The sequence below is a fragment of the Thermus sp. CCB_US3_UF1 genome (assembly GCF_000236585.1).
Lineage (GTDB): Bacteria > Deinococcota > Deinococci > Deinococcales > Thermaceae > Thermus.
In genome coordinates, this window is record NC_017278.1 from 1,518,208 (window position 1) to 1,537,017 (window position 18,810).

Annotated in this window: 17 protein-coding genes and 2 tRNA genes; 9 read left to right on the top strand and 10 right to left on the bottom strand. The window is 68.1% G+C overall.

Features of this window, described 5'->3' with window-relative positions; translation table 11 throughout:
* Positions 1-10: 10 nt before the first annotated feature.
* The 5 genes from TCCBUS3UF1_RS07530 to fsa form a co-directional block, all read right to left on the bottom strand.
* Positions 11-373 (bottom strand): helix-turn-helix transcriptional regulator, encoded by a 363-nt coding sequence (locus TCCBUS3UF1_RS07530; protein WP_014515920.1) that lies wholly within the window; start codon positions 371-373, stop codon positions 11-13.
* A 1-nt stretch (position 374) separates the two neighbouring features.
* Positions 375-1,256, bottom strand: a complete 882-nt coding sequence (gene pdxS / locus TCCBUS3UF1_RS07535) for a pyridoxal 5'-phosphate synthase lyase subunit PdxS (protein ID WP_014515921.1) — start codon at positions 1,254-1,256, stop codon at positions 375-377.
* 92 nt (positions 1,257-1,348) lie between these two features.
* A complete protein-coding gene (locus TCCBUS3UF1_RS07540) occupies positions 1,349-2,512 on the bottom strand; it encodes a peptidoglycan DD-metalloendopeptidase family protein (RefSeq protein WP_014515922.1) in 1,164 nt (387 codons plus the stop codon).
* 148 nt (positions 2,513-2,660) lie between these two features.
* Positions 2,661-3,941 (bottom strand): transcription termination factor Rho, encoded by a 1,281-nt coding sequence (rho, locus tag TCCBUS3UF1_RS07545; RefSeq protein ID WP_014515923.1) that lies wholly within the window; start codon positions 3,939-3,941, stop codon positions 2,661-2,663.
* On the bottom strand, positions 3,938-4,609 hold the full coding sequence (gene fsa, locus TCCBUS3UF1_RS07550; RefSeq protein WP_014515924.1) for a fructose-6-phosphate aldolase: 672 nt from the start codon (positions 4,607-4,609) through the stop codon (positions 3,938-3,940). The genes rho and fsa overlap by 4 nt, the downstream gene beginning before the upstream one ends.
* Before the next feature lie 413 nt (positions 4,610-5,022).
* Between fsa and ileS the strand changes: the two genes are divergently transcribed.
* From ileS to nfo, 4 genes are all read left to right on the top strand, one after another.
* Positions 5,023-8,178: an isoleucine--tRNA ligase gene (ileS, locus tag TCCBUS3UF1_RS07555; RefSeq protein ID WP_014515925.1), complete on the top strand. Its 3,156-nt coding sequence runs from the start codon at positions 5,023-5,025 to the stop codon at positions 8,176-8,178.
* Positions 8,179-8,288: 110 nt separating this feature from the next.
* Positions 8,289-9,326 (top strand): Xaa-Pro peptidase family protein, encoded by a 1,038-nt coding sequence (locus TCCBUS3UF1_RS07560; RefSeq protein ID WP_014515926.1) that lies wholly within the window; start codon positions 8,289-8,291, stop codon positions 9,324-9,326.
* A 1-nt stretch (position 9,327) separates the two neighbouring features.
* Positions 9,328-9,828: a septal ring lytic transglycosylase RlpA family protein gene (locus TCCBUS3UF1_RS07565; RefSeq protein WP_014515927.1), complete on the top strand. Its 501-nt coding sequence runs from the start codon at positions 9,328-9,330 to the stop codon at positions 9,826-9,828.
* Position 9,829: 1 nt separating this feature from the next.
* Entirely contained in the window at positions 9,830-10,636 is an 807-nt protein-coding gene (gene nfo, locus TCCBUS3UF1_RS07570; protein ID WP_014515928.1) for an endonuclease IV, read from the top strand.
* A 3-nt stretch (positions 10,637-10,639) separates the two neighbouring features.
* Here the strand turns inward: nfo and TCCBUS3UF1_RS07575 are convergent, their stop codons facing one another.
* The 3 genes from TCCBUS3UF1_RS07575 to TCCBUS3UF1_RS07585 are packed head-to-tail and all read right to left on the bottom strand — an operon-like array spanning position 10,640 to position 14,356.
* On the bottom strand, positions 10,640-11,299 hold the full coding sequence (locus TCCBUS3UF1_RS07575) for a site-2 protease family protein (protein WP_014515929.1): 660 nt from the start codon (positions 11,297-11,299) through the stop codon (positions 10,640-10,642).
* On the bottom strand, positions 11,296-11,901 hold the full coding sequence (locus tag TCCBUS3UF1_RS07580; RefSeq protein ID WP_014515930.1) for a membrane protein: 606 nt from the start codon (positions 11,899-11,901) through the stop codon (positions 11,296-11,298). Before TCCBUS3UF1_RS07580 ends, TCCBUS3UF1_RS07575 begins: the two co-directional genes overlap by 4 nt.
* A complete protein-coding gene (locus tag TCCBUS3UF1_RS07585; RefSeq protein ID WP_041433826.1) occupies positions 11,876-14,356 on the bottom strand; it encodes a CBS domain-containing protein in 2,481 nt (826 codons plus the stop codon). The genes TCCBUS3UF1_RS07580 and TCCBUS3UF1_RS07585 overlap by 26 nt, the downstream gene beginning before the upstream one ends.
* A gap of 56 nt (positions 14,357-14,412) precedes the next feature.
* Between TCCBUS3UF1_RS07585 and TCCBUS3UF1_RS07590 the strand changes: the two genes are divergently transcribed.
* Positions 14,413-14,506 (top strand) — tRNA-Ser (locus TCCBUS3UF1_RS07590).
* 13 nt (positions 14,507-14,519) lie between these two features.
* On the opposite strand, the gene TCCBUS3UF1_RS07595 is transcribed toward TCCBUS3UF1_RS07590, so the two are convergent.
* Both TCCBUS3UF1_RS07595 and TCCBUS3UF1_RS07600 read right to left on the bottom strand, forming a co-directional pair.
* Positions 14,520-15,767 carry a Gfo/Idh/MocA family protein gene (locus tag TCCBUS3UF1_RS07595; RefSeq protein WP_014515932.1) on the bottom strand — a complete coding sequence of 416 codons (1,248 nt, stop codon included), beginning with the start codon at positions 15,765-15,767 and terminating at the stop codon, positions 14,520-14,522.
* A gap of 85 nt (positions 15,768-15,852) precedes the next feature.
* Positions 15,853-15,927, bottom strand: a tRNA-Ala gene (locus TCCBUS3UF1_RS07600).
* 164 nt (positions 15,928-16,091) lie between these two features.
* Between TCCBUS3UF1_RS07600 and rpsB the strand changes: the two genes are divergently transcribed.
* Genes rpsB through frr form a run of 4 tightly spaced genes read left to right on the top strand, consistent with a single transcriptional unit; the run spans position 16,092 to position 18,802 of the window.
* Positions 16,092-16,877, top strand: coding sequence for a 30S ribosomal protein S2 (gene rpsB / locus TCCBUS3UF1_RS07605; protein ID WP_014515933.1), 786 nt, complete (start codon positions 16,092-16,094; stop codon positions 16,875-16,877).
* Positions 16,874-17,464: a translation elongation factor Ts gene (gene tsf / locus TCCBUS3UF1_RS07610; RefSeq protein WP_014515934.1), complete on the top strand. Its 591-nt coding sequence runs from the start codon at positions 16,874-16,876 to the stop codon at positions 17,462-17,464. The genes rpsB and tsf overlap by 4 nt, the downstream gene beginning before the upstream one ends.
* A 56-nt stretch (positions 17,465-17,520) precedes the next feature.
* Positions 17,521-18,225: a UMP kinase gene (gene pyrH / locus TCCBUS3UF1_RS07615; RefSeq protein WP_014515935.1), complete on the top strand. Its 705-nt coding sequence runs from the start codon at positions 17,521-17,523 to the stop codon at positions 18,223-18,225.
* Positions 18,226-18,244: 19 nt separating this feature from the next.
* Positions 18,245-18,802: a ribosome recycling factor gene (gene frr / locus TCCBUS3UF1_RS07620; protein WP_014515936.1), complete on the top strand. Its 558-nt coding sequence runs from the start codon at positions 18,245-18,247 to the stop codon at positions 18,800-18,802.
* The last annotated feature ends 8 nt before the right edge of the window (positions 18,803-18,810 follow it).

Genomic DNA, 18,810 nt, shown 5'->3' on the forward strand with positions numbered 1-18,810 from the left:
GAGCAAACGCTCAAGCGATTTCTTCCGCGTGCTCCAAAGCCCCCCGCAACAGGTGGGCCACGTGCTCGTCCGCCAGGCGGTAGTAGACCTGCTTGCCCTCCTTGCGGAAGGCCACCAGCCGGGCCTGGCGCAGGAGCCTAAGCTGGTGGCTCACCGCGGAAACGGAAACCCCCGCCAGCAGGGCCAGATCGCAGACGCAAAGCTCCCCCGCCTCCTTCAGGGCCAGAAGGAGGCGCATCCGGGTGGGGTCGGAAAGGGCCTTGAGGAGGGAGGCCGCCTCCCGAAGGACCGCCTCCTGGGGCAGGGCGGCCCGGGCAGCCTCCACCCGCTCGGGGTGGATCTCGTAGACCCCGCAGACCGCCCGGCTCCCCATCTCACCAGCCCCGCTTGGCCAGGCGCTCCTCCTCCCGTAAGGCCTCCAGGTTGATCCCCACCATGGGCTCGCCCAGGTCCTCGGAGACCTCGGCCAGGACCTCGGGGTCGTTGTAATGGGTCACGGCCCGCACGATGGCCCGGGCCCGCTTCTTGGGGTCCCCGGACTTGAAGATGCCCGAGCCCACGAAGACCCCGTCCATCCCCAGGTGCATCATGAGGGCGGCGTCGGCGGGGGTGGCGATGCCCCCGGCGGCGAAGTTCACCACGGGAAGCCGGCCATGTTGGTGGACCCACTTGACGAGCTCCAAGGGCGCCCCCACCTCCTTGGCGTAGGCCATGAGCTCGTCCTCCCGCAGGGCCTGGACGTAGCGGATCTGCTTCCACAGGGTGCGGGCGTGGCGCACCGCCTCCACCACGTTGCCGGTGCCCGCCTCCCCCTTGGTGCGGATCATGGCCGCCCCCTCGGCGATCCGCCTCAGGGCCTCCCCCAGGTCCCGGGCCCCGTTCACGAAGGGCACCTTGAACTTCCACTTGTCAATGTGGTGCTCCTCGTCGGCGGGGGTGAGGACCTCGGACTCGTCGATGAAGTCCACCCCGATGGCCTCGAGGATCATGGCCTCCACAAAGTGCCCGATCCGCACCTTGGCCATAACGGGAATGGACACCGCGGCCATGATCTCCTTGATGATCTTGGGGTCGGACATGCGGGCCACGCCGCCCTGGGCGCGGATGTCCGCGGGGACCCTCTCTAGGGCCATCACCGCCACCGCCCCCGCCCCCTCGGCGATCACCGCCTGCTCGGGGGTGGTCACGTCCATGATCACCCCGCCCTTGAACATCTCGGCGAAACCCGTCTTGATCTGGAAGGTTCCCTTCTCCATCCCGCCCTCCATCCTCAAGCTTACCGCCCCCCGGGTCAAGGAGGGGAAAGCACAAACCCCGGGGGCCCTGACCCCCGGGGGTTTCCCTTCCCTTAGGGCAGGTAGGCCAGGGGGTTGCGGACCACGCCCCCCACCCGCACCTCAAAGTGGAGGTGGGGCCCCGTGGACCAACCGCTGGAGCCCACGTAGCCGATGACCTCCCCCGCCTCCACCCACTCGCCGGCGCGCACGGCGATGCGGGACATGTGGGCGTAGAGGGTTTCCACCCCGCCCCCGTGGTCCAGCACCACGTGGAGGCCGTAGCCGTAAGCGCTCCACCCCGCCACCTGCACCTGGCCGCTTTTGGCCGCCACGACGGGGGTGCCGTAGGGGGCGGCCAGGTCTATCCCCGTGTGGTAGCGCTGGAAAGCCCCCCGCTGGCCGAAGTAGGTGGTGATGCGGAAGCCCGAGAGGGGCCAGCGCATCTCCCCCTCCTGGTAGCTGACCCGGCGCACCTGGGCCTTGGGGGCCTGGGCCCTTGGGCGGAGGGCCTGGCGCTGGGCCAAAGCCTGCTGCCGCCGCCTCTCCTCCGCCAGGCGCCTAAGCTCCTCCTGGCGTTTGCGCTCGGCCTCGAGGCGGGCCTGCCGCTCAGCCTCCTGCTTGGCCAGGAGGTTCTGGTAGGTGGTCCTGGCCTGGATCCCCGGCAGGAGGACCAGGTCCCCCGTGCGGAGTTCCGTAGGGTCTTCCACCCCATTGGCCCGGGCCACCCCCACGGGGGATAGGCCAAAACGAAGGGCCAGATCCACCAGGGTCTGGCCCTCGGGCAGGCTTACCAGAAGCCCCTTGGCCCCCTTGGGCACGTACAGGGTGCTTCCCGCCACCAGCCGATCCAGGCTTTCCAGGGTGGGATTGGCGGAAACCAGGTCCAACACGCTCACCCCAAAGCGTGCGGCCACGCTTTGCAGGGTATCCCCCGGGCGCACCCGGTAGGCCTCCACCCCAGGGGGCACCCGGCGAGGACGGTCCTCCTGGGCCACCAGCGGGATGAGGAGGCGCTGGCCCACCTGGAGCCGATCGGTCTTTAGGCCGCTGGACCACATGATGTGCCGCGGGTCCACGCCGTAGCGGGCGGCGATCCCCGCCAGGGTATCCCCCGGCCGCACCGCGTAGACCACCCAGCCCTTGCGCGCCGGAGGCTCCACCTCCACCGTGGCCTCCGGTAGGGGAAGGGGGCTAAGGATGCCCACCTTGGCGAACGCTAGGGCCGAAAGGGCCATATAAACCGCTAAAAATCCCCGCAACGTTCACCCCCTAAGAAATACTCCCCCAAACCTCCGGGGGGATTATACCAACCCCCAGGGGCCAAAGGGCAAGGGGCAAAAACCCCTGGGGGGCAGAAACCCGCCCCCCAGGGGAAAAACCGCCTCAGCGGGCCGCCAAGGAGGCCAGGAATTCCTTGTTGCTTTTGGTGCGGCCAAGCCGGGCCAGGAGCATCTCCATGGCCTCCGCCGGATCCATGTCCGCCAACACCTTGCGGAGCAGCCACATCTTGTGCACCACCTCCTCACCCAGAAGAAGCTCCTCCCGCCTGGTCCCCGACTTGAGGATGTCGATGGCCGGGAAGATGCGCCGCTCCTCCAGACGGCGGGAGAGGTGGAGCTCCATGTTGCCCGTGCCCTTGAACTCCTCAAAGATCACGTCGTCCATGCGGCTTCCCGTCTCCACCAAGGCGGTGGCCAGGATGGTGAGGCTCCCTCCCCCACGGATGTTCCGGGCTGCCCCCAGGAAGCGCTTGGGGAAGTAAAGGGCCGCGGAGTCCAGACCCCCGGAAAGGGTGCGCCCCGTGGGCGGGGTGACCAGGTTGTTGGCCCGGGCCAGGCGGGTGATGGAGTCCAGGAGGATCATCACGTGCCCTCCCTCCTCCACGATGCGCTTGGCCCGCTCGTGGACGAACTCCGCCACCCGGATGTGGTTCTGGGGTGGCTCGTCAAAGGTGCTGGCGATGACCTCGGCCCCCTGGACGCTTTCCCGGAAGTCCGTCACCTCCTCGGGCCGCTCGTCAATCAGGAGGACGATGACCTTGATGTCCGGCTCGTTCTTGAGGACGGCGTTGGCGATCTTCTTGAGCAGGGTGGTCTTCCCCGCCTTGGGCGGGGCCACGATGAGCCCCCGCTGCCCCCGGCCAATGGGGGCCAGGAGGTCAATCACCCGGGTGGAAAGCTCGTCCGGCGTGGTCTCCAGACGGATCTGCCGGTCGGGGAACTGGGGAATGAGCTCGTCAAAACGGGGGCGGTTCTTGGCGGCCTCGGGGTCCAGGTCGTTGACCGCCTCCACCTTGAGGAGGGTGCCGTAGCGCTCGTTCTCCCGGGGGGGGCGCACCCGGCCCACCACGTAGTCCCCGCTCCGCAGGGCGTACTGGCGGATGAGCCCAGCGGACACGATGGCCACCCGGGACTCCAGGTTGTAAAGGTTTTCCGTCAGGAAGCCATAGCCGTCGGGGCTTACCTCCAGGTACCCCTTGACCAGCTGGAGGCCCTCCCCTTGGGTCTGCCGTTCCAGGAGGGCCATAATCAGCTGGTCCTTCTTCATCCGCTTGTAGTTCTCAATGCCCGCCTCCTGGGCCAGGAGGTGGAGCTCCGGCAGGATTTTGGCCGAAAGCTCCTGGTAGGAAAGGGGCGTTTCCTGGATCTCTGTCTTCTTCCTCATGGCTTAACCTTCTCCCAATCTTCCATGAAGCGCTTGAGGCCAATGTCCGTGAGGGGGTGCCTGAGAAGCTGCTTGAACACCGCGTGGGGCATGGTGGCGATATCCGCCCCCAGGAGGGCCGCCTCGGTGACGTGGCGGGGGTGGCGGATGGAGGCGGCGATGACCTTGACAGGGAGGTCCTGGACCTGGATGAGCTCCGCGATCTCCCGCAAAAGCTCCCCTCCGTCCCAGGAGATGTCGTCCACCCGGCCCAGGAAGGGGGAAACGTACGCCGCCCCCGCTCGGGCCGCCAGGAGGGCTTGGTTGGCGGAGAAGATGAGGGTCATGTTGACCGGGATGCCCTCGGCAGCCAGGCGCTTGCAGGCCTTGAGCCCCTCCTCGGTGGTGGGCAGCTTGACCACGATGTGGGGATGGAGGGCAGCCAGCCGCTTGCCCTCCGCCACCATGGCCTCGGCCTGCAGGGCCGTCACCTCCGCGGAGACGGGACCGCCCGCCACCTCACAGATGGCCCGTAGGTGGGCGAAAAGCCCCTCCTCGCTCAGCCTCTCCCCCCGGGCGGCAAACTCCTTGGCCACCAGGGTAGGGTTGGTGGTCACCCCCGAGAGGACGCCCCATGCGGCGATCTCCCGTATCTCCTCCAGGTTGGCGGTATCCAGGTAAAGCTCCATGACGGCTCCTTTTGTGCGGGAAGAGGACCGGCTTAACCTGAGTCTAGCAGACGCCTGAAGGGCGTTGTCAAGCAAGGAGAAGGGCTGCTAGCATAGGCTTAGCCGCCAACGGGGGATTTTACCCCAGGGGGGCAAAGCTGTAAAGGCGAGGATGGGGAGAGTACCCCTTTCCAAGAGCCCTAAGCGAGCCGGGGAGGGTGGGAGCCCGGCGGTGAGGAAAGGCGGGAAGATCACCCCGGAGCCGCGGGAGGAAAAGGGCTAGCCCCTGAGTAATGCCCGCCGGGTGGCGCCCGTAATAGCGCCCAAAGGAGGGCCTGGAGGGTTGCTTCCAGGAAGCGCGGTGGTACCGCGGAAGCCTTGGGGCTTTCGTCCGCGCCCAAAGGGCGCGGGCGTTTTCTTAGGGAGGGATTTGGATGTTCAAGGAAGTCGGCGAGCCCAACTTTCCCCAGATGGAAGAGGAGATCCTGGCCTTCTGGAAGCGGGAGCGAATCTTTGAAAAGAGCGTGGAAAAGCGCAAGGGCCGCCCCCGCTACACCGTCTATGAAGGTCCCCCCACGGCCAACGGCATGCCCCACGTGGGGCACGCCCAGGCCAGGAGCTACAAGGACCTCTTCCCCCGGTACAAGACCATGCGGGGCTACTACGTGCCCCGGCGGGCCGGGTGGGACACCCACGGGCTTCCCGTGGAGCTGGAGGTGGAAAAGAAGCTGGGGCTGAAGAGCAAGCGGGAGATCGAGGCCTACGGCATCGCGCGCTTCAACGAGGCTTGCCGCCAGTCGGTCTTCACCTACGAGAAGGAGTGGGAGGCCTTCACCGAGCGTCTGGCCTACTGGGTGGACCTCAAGGGGGCCTACGCCACCCTTCACCCCACCTACATCGAAAGCCTTTGGTGGAGCCTCAAGAAGCTTTTTGACCGGGGCCTCCTTTACCGCGACCACAAGGTGGTCCCCTATTGCCCGCGCTGCGGCACCCCCCTTTCCTCCCACGAGCTTTCCTTGGGCTATAAGGAGATCCACGACCCCTCGGTCTACGTGCGCCTGCCCCTGAAGGACCCAGGGAAGCTGGGCCTGGAGCGGGCCAGCCTTCTCATCTGGACCACCACCCCCTGGACCCTGCCGGGGAACGTGGCCGCCGCGGTCCACCCCCGCTTCACCTACGCCGCCTTCCCGGTGGAGGGGGAGGCCCTGATCCTGGAGGAAAGCCTGGGGAAAAAGCTTCTGGGCGAGGCCACCCCCCTCAAGACCTTCTTGGGCCGGGAGCTGGAAGGCCTGGCCTACGAGCCCCCTTACCCCCAACCGGTGGAACGGGGCTACGTGGTGGTCCTGGCCGAGTATGTAAGCCGCGAGGACGGCACGGGCATCGTCCACCAGGCCCCGGCCTTCGGCGCCGAGGACCTGGAAACGGGCCGCCGCTACGGCCTGCCTCTCCTCAAAACTGTGGACGAGGAGGGAAAACTTCTGGTGGAGCCTTTTGGAGGCCTCTTCTTCCGCGAGGCCAACCGGGCCATTCTCAAGGACCTGCGGGCCCGGGGCCTCCTCTTCAAGGAGGAAAGCTACCTCCACAGCTACCCCCACTGCTGGCGGTGCTCCACCCCCCTGATGTACTACGCCACGGAGACGTGGTTCATCCGCAACACCCTCTTCAAGGAGGAACTCCTAAAGAAGAACGGGGAGATCCGCTGGGTGCCGCCCCACATCCGGGAGGGCCGGTACGGGGAGTGGCTCAGGAACCTGGTGGACTGGGCCCTAAGCCGCAACCGTTACTGGGGCACCCCCTTGCCCATCTGGGTCTGCGGGGCCTGCGGCAAGGAGGAGGCCATCGGCAGCTTCCAAGAACTCAGGGAGCGGGCCACGGCCCCCTTACCCGAGCCCTTTGACCCCCACCGCCCCCAGGTGGACGAGGTGGAGCTAAGGTGCGCCTGCGGGGGCACCATGCGCCGGGTGCCCTACGTGATTGACGTCTGGTACGACTCGGGGGCCATGCCCTTCGCCTCCTTGCACTACCCCTTTGAGAACCAGGAGGAGTTCCAAGAGGCTTTCCCCGCGGACTTCATCGCCGAGGGCATTGACCAAACCCGGGGTTGGTTCAACTCCTTGCACCAGCTTGGGGTGATGCTCTTCGGCTCCATCGCCTTCAAGAACGTCATCTGCCATGGCCTCATCCTGGACGAGAAGGGTCAGAAGATGTCCAAGTCCAAGGGGAACGTGGTGGACCCCTGGGACATCCTGCGGGAGTTTGGGGCCGACGCCCTTCGGTGGTACATCTACATCTCCGCTCCCCCGGAGGCCGACCGCCGTTTCGGGCCTAACCTGGTGCGGGAAACGGTGCGGGACTACTTCCTGACCCTTTGGAACGTGTACAGCTTCTTTGTCACCTACGCCAACCTGGACCAGCCCGACCTGAAAAACCCGCCCGCCCCCGAAGCGCGGCCCGAGCTGGACCGCTGGTTGCTAGCGCGGATGCAGGACCTGATCCAGAGGGTCACCGAGGCCCTCGAGGCCTACGACCCCACCACCAGCAGCCGGGCCATCCGGGACTTTGTGGTGGAGGACCTCTCCCAGTGGTACGTGCGCCGGGGAAGGCGGCGCTACTGGAAGAACGAGGACCCCCTGGACCGCGAGGCCGCCTACGCCACCCTCTACGAGGCCCTGGTGCTCATCGCCAAGCTCTCCGCCCCCTTTACCCCCTACCTGGCCGAGGTGCTCTGGCAGAACCTGGTACGCCCGGTATACCCCGAGGCGGAGGAGAGCGTCCACCTGGCCGACTGGCCCGAGGTGGACCCCGCCCGGGTGGACCAGGAGCTGGTGGCCAAGATGCGGGCGGTGCTCAAGGTGGTGGACCTGGCCCGCTCCGCCCGGGCGCAAAGCGGGGTGAAGACCCGCATTCCCCTGCCGCGGCTTTTGGTCACCGCCCCCACCTCCTTGGAGCGGGAGGGCTTACGGCACTTCGCCGCCGAGATTGCCGAGGAGCTCAACGTCAAGGAGGTGCGGGTTCTGGAACCAGGGGAGGCGGTCCTCTCCTACCGGGTCCTGCCCAACCTGCGCCTCCTGGGCAAGAAGTACGGCAAGCGGGTGCCGGGGATCCGCGAGGCCCTGCAGAAGGAGGCGGACAGGGTAGCCCGGCAGGTCCTAGCTGGGGAGAAGGTGCCCCTGGAAGTGGAAGGGGAAACCCTCCTCCTGGAGCCCGAGGAGGTCCTCTTGGAAGCCCAGGCCCCCGAGGGGTACCAGGCGGTGGAGAAGGAGGGGTACGTGGCGGCCCTGGAGGTCCGGGTCACGGAGGCGCTCCGCCTGGAAGGCCTGGCCCGGGACCTTCTGCGCCACCTGCAGCAGGCCCGGAAGGAGATGGGCCTTAGGGTTTCCGACCGCATCCGGGTGGGCTACCGGGCCGAGGGCGCCTACCGGGAGGCCCTGGAGCGGCACGGGGCCTGGATCGCGGGGGAGGCCCTGGCCGTGGCCCTCGAGGAAGGGCTTTTCCCCGGGTTCCAAAGCGGGCTGGAGGACGAGGAGGGTAAGGTGACCTTCGTTTTGGAAAAGGTTTCCAACCCCCTGGAGTCCGCCCCGAACGGGTAGCTTCCGCCTTCCCCAGGACCTCCTGACCTGCCTGCGCCACGCCTTTGGGTGCGGCCGCTTCCTTCCCCAAGGCCCGGGCCTAAAGGTCCGGGCCTGGTATAGTAAGCCCCATGCAGGACCTAAGGACCCTCCTCCAGGAGCTCGGCCTGGAGGCCCTCTACCTGACCCGTCCCGAGAACGTGCGCTACCTCTCCGACTTCCCCCACCCCGAGGACGCCCAGGTGCTCCTCACGGAGGAAGGGGCCTTCCTCCTCACCGACCCCCGCTACCCCGAGGCCGAACGGGAAAGCCGCCTCCCCGCCAAGGTGCTGCGGCGGGAGGAAAAGGAGGCCCTTCTTAGGGGGCTCAAAGGCCGGGTGGGGTTTGAGGCGGAACACCTCCCCTACGCCGCCTTGGAACGCCTAAAGGAACTCGCCCCCGTGGAATGGGTGCCCACCAAGGGGGTGGTGGAGCGGCTAAGGCTCAAGAAGACCCCAGAGGAGGTGGCGAGGATCCGCCAAGCCCAGGCCCTGGCCGAGGAGGCCCTGGCCTATGCCCTCTCCCTGCTGAAGCCCGGGGTGGAAGAACGGGAGGTGGCCCTCGAGGTGGAGTTCTTCCTGCGCAAGCGGGGGGCGGAAGGGGTGGCCTTCCCCCCCATCGTGGCCTCGGGGCCCCGGGGGGCCCTGCCCCACGCGGGGGCTTCCGCCAAGCGCCTGCAGGCGGGCGAACTGGTCACCCTGGACCTGGGGGCCAAGGTGGCGGGCTACCACTCCGACATGACCCGCACCGTGGCCCTGGGCCGGGTGGATGGGGAGCTCCGCCGGGCCTTTGACGCGGTTTTGGCTGCCCTGGAACGGAGCCTGGAAGCCCTAGGCCCCGGGGCCAACGCCAAGGCCCTGGACGCCCTGGCCCGGGAGGAGCTGGCCCGCTGGGGCTTTGAGCGCTACTTCGTCCACTCCTTGGGGCACGGGGTGGGCCTGGCGGTCCATGAGGGGCCTTCCCTCTCCCCCTACGCCGAGGAAACCCTGGAGCCCGGCATGGTGGTCACGGTGGAGCCCGGGGTCTACCTGCCCGGGGTGGGAGGGGTGCGCCTCGAGGAGCTGGTCCTCATCACCCCCACGGGCATGGAGCTCCTCTCCCGCTTCCCCCGGGGCTGGCAGGAGGTGTAGGGTGCGCGCCCTCCTCCCCTTCCTCCTCTCCGCCGCCCTGGCCCAGACCCACACCGTGCAAAAAGGGGATACCCTCTTCGCCATCGCCCGGGCCCACGGCCTAAGCGTGGCCGAGCTCAAACGCCTCAACGGCCTCACCTCCGACCGCATCTACCCCGGCCAGGTCCTCCAACTTGGGCCCAAGGCGGCCCAGGAGGCCACCCCCACCTCCCGCCGCGTCCAGGTGGGCCTGGCCGTCTGGTACGGCCCCGGCTTCCACGGCCGGCGCACGGCCAGCGGGGAGCGCTACGATATGCACGCCCTCACCGCCGCCCACCCCAGCCTCCCCTTCGGCACCCGGGTGCGGGTGACCAACCTGAAAAACGGCCGGAGCGTGGTGGTCCGCATCAACGACCGGGGACCCTTCGGCGGGCGGTACATCATTGACCTCTCCTACGCCGCCGCCAAGGCCATCGGCGCCCTTTCCGCCACCCGGGTGCGGGTGGAGGTCCTGGAGGACTAGGGTGCGCTACGGCTTCCACCTCTCCATCGCCGGGAAAAAGGGGGTAGCGGGGGTGGTGGAGGAGGCCCTGGCCCTGGGGCTTACCGCCTTCCAGATCTTCGCCAAAAGCCCCCGGAGCTGGAGGACGCGCCACCTCTCCCCCGCAGAGGTAGAGGCTTTCCGCGCCCTCCGGGACATGGCCGGGGAGCTCCCTGGGGTCATCCACGCCTCCTACCTGGTGAACCTGGGGGCGGAAGGGGAGCTTTGGGAAAAGAGCGTGATGAGCCTGGCCGACGATCTGGAAAAGGCCCGGCTCCTGGGCCTGGAGTACGTGGTGGTCCATCCCGGCTCCGGGGCCCCCGAGCGGGTGAAGGAGGGCCTCTCCAAGGCCCTGCGCCTCTCCGGGGTGCGGGAGCGGCCCACCCTTTTGGTGGAGAACACCGCTGGGGGTGGGGAAAAGGTAGGGGCACGGTTTGAGGAGCTGGCCTGGCTCCTCCAGGATACCCCCCTGGGGGTCTGCCTGGACACCTGCCACGCCTACGCCGCCGGCTACGATGTGGCCGGGGACCCCCAAGGGGTGTTGGCGGAGCTGGACCGGGTGGTGGGCCTGGAACGGGTGCCCGTGATCCACCTGAACGACTCGGTGGGCGGCCTGGGAAGCCGCGTGGACCACCACGCCCACCTGCGCCAAGGGCGGATCGGGGAAGGGCTAAAGGCCATCCTCCTGGACCCCCGCCTCAGGGAAAAGGTCTTCATCCTGGAAACCCCGAGAAGCCCGGAAGAGGATGCCTGGAACCTGGGGGTGCTCCGGGAATGGCTGGCCCCCTAGGGGCTACCCGAAGAAGAAGCCAAAAAAGACCCGGCGGGCAAAGCCCAACACCTCCTGGACGGGCCCCCGAAGCACGGTGAGGAGGAGGAGAAAGGAAAGCCAACTGTACCCCTCCAGCCGCCACAGCCAAGGATGCCAGCGGAGGGGCAGAAGGCTTTGCAGGATCTTGGCCCCGTCCAAAGGGGGGATGGGCAAGAGGTTGAAGACCGCGAGGACCAGGTTCACCGAGCTGGCGTAGAAGGCGGCCAGGGCCAGAAGGCCGAGGGGGGTCTTCCCCTCTCCCCCGAAGGTCAAGGCCACCCCCAAGGGGTCCAGGGCCAAGAGGCCCCTGACCAGCAGGGCCAGGAGCACGGCCAAGGCCAGGTTGAGGAGAATGCCGGCCACGGAAACCGCAAAAAGCCCCAGGCGGTAGGCGCGGAAGGCCGAGGGGTTGACGGGCACAGGCTTGGCCCAGCCGAAGCCCACCAGGAGGAGAAGGAGGGTACCCAAGGGGTCCAGGTGCCTCAAGGGGTTTAGGGTGAGGCGGCCCTGGGCCTTGGCGGTCCCATCGCCAAAGCGAAAGGCAGCGTAGGCATGGCCCCACTCGTGGAGGGCCAGGCTGAAGGCCAAGGCGGTGAAGGCCAGGAGGAAGGCCCCGGGGTCTTGCTGCAGGAGGGCGATCATAGGCCCATGGCCCGGTAGAGGAGGCCGAGAAGGCTAGCAAGGCCCTGCACCACCGCCCCGGTGACCCCGGTGTAGGAGAGGACCAGGAAGATGAGGAGAAAGCCGATGGGGCCATAGGCGGAAAGCTGGTCCAGGAAGCGCCGGGCCTCGTAGCCGCCCACGGCGTAAAGGGCCTTAGCCCCATCCAAGGGTGGCACGGGGAAGAGGTAGATGGCGGCATGGAGGAGCATGAGGCGCTGGGCTACCCCAAGGCCCTCCCCGAAGGGGTAGGGGAGGAAGCGGGCCAGAAGGCCATAAAAAAAAGCGGCCAGGAAAAAACCCAGGGGCCCCATCAGGGCCACGAAGGCCCCCTTGCGCCCAGGGAGGTGGGTGGGCACGGGCCGGGGCCAGCCAAAGCCCAGAAGGACCAGGAAGACCAGGCCCAAGGGCTCCAGGTGGACCCGCAGGTCCGCGGAGAGAAAGCCGTAGCGCCTGGGGGCGGTTTCCCCGTAGCGGTCGGCCAGGTAGGCCTGGAAGAGGTTGTGCAGCACGAGGCCCAGAAGGGCCAGGGCCAGGGCCACCAGGAAGACCGGAGGGTCAGCGAGGAGGGGAAAGAGTCCCATCGCCCACCAGTTTACGGGCTAAGGCCAGCTCCTCCTCAAAGGTCTTGACCTCGCCCCGGGCCCGGGCCTCCGCCACCCGGCGCAGGACCTCCCCCACCTGGGGCCCAGGCCTCATCCCCAGGCTGAGGAGGTCCCGTCCCATAAGGACCCGGCGTTTTTCCCTCAGCCAGGCTTCCTTTTCGGGGAAGAGGGCCAGGAAAGCCCCCCGGAGGGGCTCCCTCCCCAGGGCCTCCCGCTCCACCTCCTCCCCCCGGGCCGCCCGCAGGAGAAGGCCCAGGGCCTCCTGCAGGCGCTTGGGTATCCCCAGGGCCTGGGCCCGCTCCAGGGGAGCCTCCTGGAAATAGAGGAGGAGGAGGAGGCGGGCCTCGAGGAGAAGCCTTTCCGCCTGGGGTTCCTCCGGGGAGGGCCTAAGCCGCCCGAAGGGCTCGGCGGGAGGCAGGCGCAGGCCGTAAAGGGCCTGGAGGGCGGAAAGCTCCTGCAAAAGGCTAAGGGCCTGGTGGAAGGTGTCCTCCTCGAGGGTGAGGAGGAGTTCGTCCCGGAGGCGGCTTTGGCTTGCCGTCTTAAGGACCTCGGGAAGGAGGGCGGGCGGCAGGGCCTTGAGGGCCTCCTCGGCGAAGCGGAAGGCGAGCCGGGCGGCCAGACGCGCCCCCCGCACGATGCGGCTAGGGTCCTCCACGAAGGAAAGGGGGTGGAGGGGGCGGAGGAGGCGGGCCTCCAGGTCCCTAAGCCCCCCGTAGGGGTCCAAAAGCTCCCAGGCGGCCAGGGAGAGGGCCATGGCGTTCACGGTATAGTCCCGCCGCTCCAAGTCCTTGGCGATGGGGGCGGGGCGCACCTGGGGCAGGGCCCCGGGATAGGGGTAGACCTCCTCCCGGCTCTCCGCCAGGTCCACCACCAGGCCGAAGGAAAGCCGCACCCGCCCCGTGCCAAAGCCGTAGTGGAGGCCATAGCTCCCCCCGAAGCGCTCCGCCAAAAACCGGGCCACCTCCCCCACCCGCACCCCCGGCTCCAGCACCAAGTCCACGTCCGGCCCCGAGCGCCCTAGAAGGGCATCCCGCACCGCCCCCCCCACCAGGTACACCCCTTGGGGGAAGGCCTCCTTCAAGGCCAGGAGGACCCGCCTGGCCCCTTCGGGCAGGGCCTCGAGGATCCTCTCCCCCACGGGCTTCTCCCCCAAGGGGGCCTTGCGGTACAGGTCGGTGCGGGTGAAGATGCCAAGGAGCCGGTACCCTTCCCCCAGGGGCTCCCCCACCAGCACCCGGCCTCCCCCTTCCTTCAGGTAGGGTTCCATGCGGGAAAGGGGGGTTTCCGGGGGCAGGACCACCGCCCGGGCCAGGAAGCCCTCCACGGGGTGGTGGGCCAAGCCCAGCCGTTCCGCCTTCTTCAGGTCCCGCCGCCGGGCCAGGCCCAGAAGCCGCACCCCGCCCCCTTCCAAGGGCAGGGCCACGGGCATGGCCCCATACCCCCGTTCCTCCAAAAGCCTCAGGGCCTCCCCCACCGTGGTAGGGGCCAGGGTTTCCACGGGGGCGGTCATGACCTCTCGCAGGGTGGGTTCCGGGTCCAGGTAGCGGGGGAGGCTTTCCAAGAGGTGGCGCACCGCATGCCGCACCCCCCGCACCCGGGCGAAGGCCGCCCGCGGATGCCCCCCTCCCCCCACCTGGGAAAGCCACCGCCCCACGTCCAGCCGCGCCTTGCTCCGGGCTATGAGGAGCACCTCCCGCCCCAGGCGGAGCACCAGGAGGACCCCATCCGCCTCGTGGAGGTCCAGAAGGGTATGGGCCAGGGGGGCCAGGGCGGGCACGTACCCTTCCTCCTTGGCCCGGGCCAGGAGGAGGCGGAAGCCTTCCCGTTCCACCACCTGGGCGGTGCGCAAAAGGGCCCGCAGGACCGCCCGGGCCTCCTCCCCCAGGTGGGGCCGGACCCATTCCCGCACCCGGGGGATCTCGGCCCCCATCCGGGCCAGCTCCCAGGCCGCCTCCAGGTCCAGGGGGGTGGTGGAGGGGAAGCTAAACCCCCCGGTGTCCTCCCACAGGCCGGCGTAGGCCAAAGTGGCCTCCAGGGGGGTGAGGCCCAGCCCCCGCTCCCGCAACAGGGGGACGAGGAGGCTGACCGCAGCCCCCACCGGGGCCACCCTTCCCCCCACGGCGGGCACATCCCCGGGGGCAGGGGGGTGGTGGTCAAAGACCTGGCAGGGAACCCGGCCCACCAGGGCGCGGAAGGGGCCGATGCGCTCCGGGCGGGCATTATCCACCAGGATGAGCTCGGAAACCCGGTCCAGGGGCACCTCCGACGCGGGCACCAGGTCCAGGCGGTCCTCCAGGAGGGGCGCCAGGTCCTTCAGGGGGCCCTCGAGGCCCCCCACCAGGGCCAACAGGCTCCCGGGGAAAAGCTTCCCCGCCAGCACCATGGAACCCAGGGCGTCAAAGTCCAGGTTTTCGTGGGCCACCACCACCCGCACACCCCCAGCTTACTTGACGCCCCCAAAGGGCCTTGCTACACTCATCTTTGGCGCTTGGAGAGGTGCCCGAGCGGCTGAAGGGACACGACTGGAAATCGTGTAGGCGGGCTTAAACCTGCCTCGCGGGTTCGAATCCCGCCCTCTCCGCCAAGCCGCCCCGGCCTCAGGGCCGGGGGTTTTTCAGTTCCACCACCCTCCCCGTCCTCCTGGCCTCCTCGGCCAAGAAGGTGAGGCGATGGGCGTAAACCGCCTCGGCAAAAGGCTCCAGCACCTCCTCCGCCTCACCCTCCAGGGCCGCCAAAAACGCCCGCACCAGCCCTAGGTCCCCGCCCCCGTGCCCCGTGCGGATGGACCCCTCCCCCTCCCCCCCCACATCCACCACCCACTCCCCCTTCAGGTAGTGCCTCACCCTCAGCCGCCGCCCGTCCCCATGCACCTCCCCCTCCGTCCCAAACACCCGCGTCTCCCTAAACCGCATCCACGACAGCCCCTCCGCGTGCAGGCTCGCCGTCCGCCCGTCCCGGTATTCCAGCGCCACCACCTGGTGGTCCGCCACGTCGTTCCGCCCCAGGTACACGCACTCCCCGTACGGCCCCTCCCATAGGGCCCGCTCCAGCCCCTCCCGCGTCACCGGGTAGGCCACCACGTCCAAAGGCCAGCCCCGTTCCCCACGTTCGTAGGCCTCCAGGTAGATCCTCCGCGCAGAAAAAGGGCAGGCCCGCTCCACCCCCTCCGGGCAAGCCAGGCACCTCTCCCCCGCCCCCTCCGGCCTTCTCTCCGGGCGAAAGTGGTATAGCCCCCCAAAGGAGGCCACCCGCGCCACCTCCCCAGGCAGGAGAAAAAGCAACCAGTCCAGGTCGTGCACGCTCTTGGCCAGCAAAAAAGGGCTGGACTCCCCTTCCCTCCGCCAGTTCCCCCGCACAAAGCTGTGGGCAAAGTGCCAGTGCCCCACCGGTTCCAGGTGTTGCACCGAAACCGGCTCCCCAATCCCCCCCTCCGCCAACAGGGCCTTCAGGGCCTGGGCATATGGGGTATACCGCAGCACATGGGCCACCGCCACCATCCGCCCCGTGCGGGCCTTGGCCTCCGCCACCTCCGCCACCTCGGGCCAGGTGGGCGCGATGGGCTTCTCCAGGAGGAGGTGGTACCCCCGCTCCATCAGGGCCACCGCCGCCTCCTTGTGCAGCCGGTCCGGCAGGGCCACCACCGCCCCCTCCCCCATGGGAGGAGCCTCCACCGCCTCCCGCCAGTCGGCAAAGACCCGCTCCACCCCAAAGGCCCTCCTAAACGCCTCCCGCCTCTCTGGCCTCGGGTCGGCCACCCCCACGATCCGCGCCCCCAGGGAGGCGGCCAGCCGGGCGTAGGCCAGGCCCCGGTTTCCCCCGCCCAGGACCAGCAACCGCAAGGGCATGGCCTCATCATAGGGGGGCCTTTCGCTTAGGAAACAAAAGGCCCCCGGCCACGCTACCGGGGGGTGAAGCTTTGCCTGCCGGACTTGGTGGAGCGGAGGGGATTTGAACCCCTGACCTCCCGCTTGCAAGGCGGGTGCTCTCCCTCTGAGCTACCGCCCCAAGCCTAGGGGAGTATAGCGCAAACGGGGGGCTTACGCAAAGGGCCGGCGGGGCCTATAATCGGAGAGGTGTGCCGGACCAGCCCGCGGGTAGGGGAAGGTCCCGCGGGAAAGAGGCCGGCGCACAGGTAACGCCACGCCCAACCTTCCCCGAATGGGAGGAATATGCCGGTAAACATCAGCGTTAAGGAACTTCTGGAGGCGGGGGTCCACTTCGGCCACGAGCGCAAGCGCTGGAACCCCAAGTTTGGCCGCTACATCTACGCGGAGCGCAACGGCATCCACATCATTGATCTGCAGAAGACCATGGTGGAGCTGGAGCGGACCTTCCGCTTCCTCGAGGACCTGGCCATGCGCGGGGGCACCGTGCTCTTCGTGGGCACCAAGAAGCAGGCCCAGGACATCGTGCGCATGGAGGCGGACCGGGCGGGGATGCCCTACGTGAACCAGCGCTGGCTGGGTGGGATGCTCACCAACTTCAAGACCATCGCCCAGCGGGTGAACCGCCTGGAGGAGCTGGAGGCCCTCTTCGCCTCTGAGGACCTGCAGGAACGGCCCAAGAAGGAGCAGGTGCGCCTCAAGCACGAGTTGGAGCGTCTCCAGAAGTACCTCTCCGGCTTCCGGCGCCTGAAGCGCCTTCCCGACGCCATCTTTGTCGTGGACCCCACCAAGGAGGCCATCGCCGTGCGGGAGGCCCGGAAGCTCTTCATCCCCGTGATCGCCCTGGCCGACACCGACTCCGACCCCGACCTGGTGGACTACATCATTCCCGGCAACGACGACGCCATCCGCTCCATCCAACTCATCCTCTCCCGGGCAGCCGACCTCATCATCCAGGCCCGGGGCGGGGTGGTGGAGCCCTCCCCCTCCTACGCCCTAGTGGAGGAGGCGGAGCGCCAGGCCCAGGAGGAGACCGGGGAGTCCTACGGCGAGGACGAGGTGGAAGCATGAGCCAGACCGAACTCATCAAGAAGCTCCGCGAGGCCACGGGGGCCGGGATGATGGACGTGAAGAAGGCCCTCGAGGACGCTGGCTGGGACGAGGAAAAGGCAGTGCAGCTCCTCCGCGAGCGGGGGGCCATGAAGGCGGCCAAGAAGGCCGACCGGGAGGCGCGGGAAGGGGTCATCGGCCACTATGTCCACCACAACCAGCGGGTGGGGGTGCTGGTGGAGCTCAACTGCGAAACGGACTTCGTGGCCCGCAACGAGCTCTTCCAGAACCTGGCCCGGGACCTGGCCATGCACATCGCCATGATGAACCCCCGCTACCTCTCCGCCGAGGAGATCCCCGCCGAGGAGCTGGAGAAGGAACGGCAGATCTACATCCAGGCCGCCCTCAACGAGGGGAAGCCCCAGCCCATCGCCGAGAAGATCGCCGAGGGGCGGCTCAAGAAGTACTTGGAAGAGGTGGTCCTCCTGGAGCAGCCCTTCGTCAAGGACGACAAGGTCAAGGTCAAGGAGCTCCTCCAGCAGGCCATCGCCAAGATTGGGGAAAACATCGTGGTGCGGCGCTTCTGCCGCTTTGAGCTGGGAGCCTAAGCCATGAGGCCAGGCCGGGGCCCTACGGCAAAGGGGCCCCGGCTTTCCCTAAAGCCATGAAGTACAAACGCGTTCTCCTCAAGCTTTCCGGCGAGTTCCTCACCTCCAACGGCTTCGGCATAGAGCCCGAGGCCACCAAGGCCCTGGCCCGGGAGATCAAAGCCGCCTACGACACCGGGGTGCAGCTGGCCATCGTCATCGGGGCGGGGAACCTTTGGCGGGGGGCCCGCCAGGGGGTGGGGATGGACCGGGCCACCGCCGATTACATCGGCATGCTGGCCACCATCATGAACGCCCTGGCCCTCCAGGACGCCCTGGAAGCCCTGGGGGTGCCCACCCGGGTCCAGACCGCCCTCACCATCACCCAGGTGGCCGAGCCCTACATCCGCCGCCGGGCCCTGCGCCATCTGGAGAAGGAGCGCATCGTCATCTTCGGTGGGGGCACGGGCAACCCCTTTTTCTCCACCGACACCGCCGCCGCCCTACGGGCCCTGGAGGTGGGGGCCGAGGCGGTCCTCATGGCCAAAAACAAGGTGGACGGGGTCTACTCCGACGACCCCCGCAAGAACCCCAACGCCGTCCGCTTTGAGGAGCTTAGCTATCTGGAGGTGCTCAACCGCGGCCTCCAGGTCATGGACACCACCGCCATCACCCTGTGCATGGAGGCGGGCCTCCCCATCCTGGTCTTTGACATCTTCAAGCCGGGCGCCCTGGTGGGTATTATCCAGGGGGAAAAGGTGGGCACGCTGATCCACGGCTAAGCGCCCGAAAGGAGGGAGCATGAACCTAAAGGACCTCTACGCGGAAACCCGAAGCCACATGCAAAAGAGCCTCGAGGCCCTGGAGCACAACCTGGCCGGCCTGCGCACCGGGCGGGCCAACCCTGCCCTGCTCCTCCACCTCAAGGTGGAGTACTACGGCACCCACGTACCCCTGTCGCAGATCGCCACCGTGAGCGCCCCCGACGCCAGGACCCTGGTGGTGCAGTCCTGGGACCAGAACGCCCTCAAGGCCATTGAGAAGGCCATCCGCGACTCCGACCTGGGCCTGAACCCGGCCAACAAGGGGGATGCCCTCTACATCAACATCCCCCCCCTGACGGAGGAGAGGCGCAAGGAGCTGGTCAAGGCTGCCCGCCACATGGCCGAGGAGGGGCGGATCGCCATCCGCAACGTGCGCCGCGAGGCCCTGGAAAAGCTGAAGAAGCTGGCCAAGGAACTCCACCTCTCCGAGGACGACACCAAGCGAGCCGAGGCGGAGATCCAGAAGATCACCGACGAGTTCATCGCCAAGGCCGACGCCCTGGCGGAGAAGAAGGAGCAGGAGATCCTGGGCTAGTGCCCCCC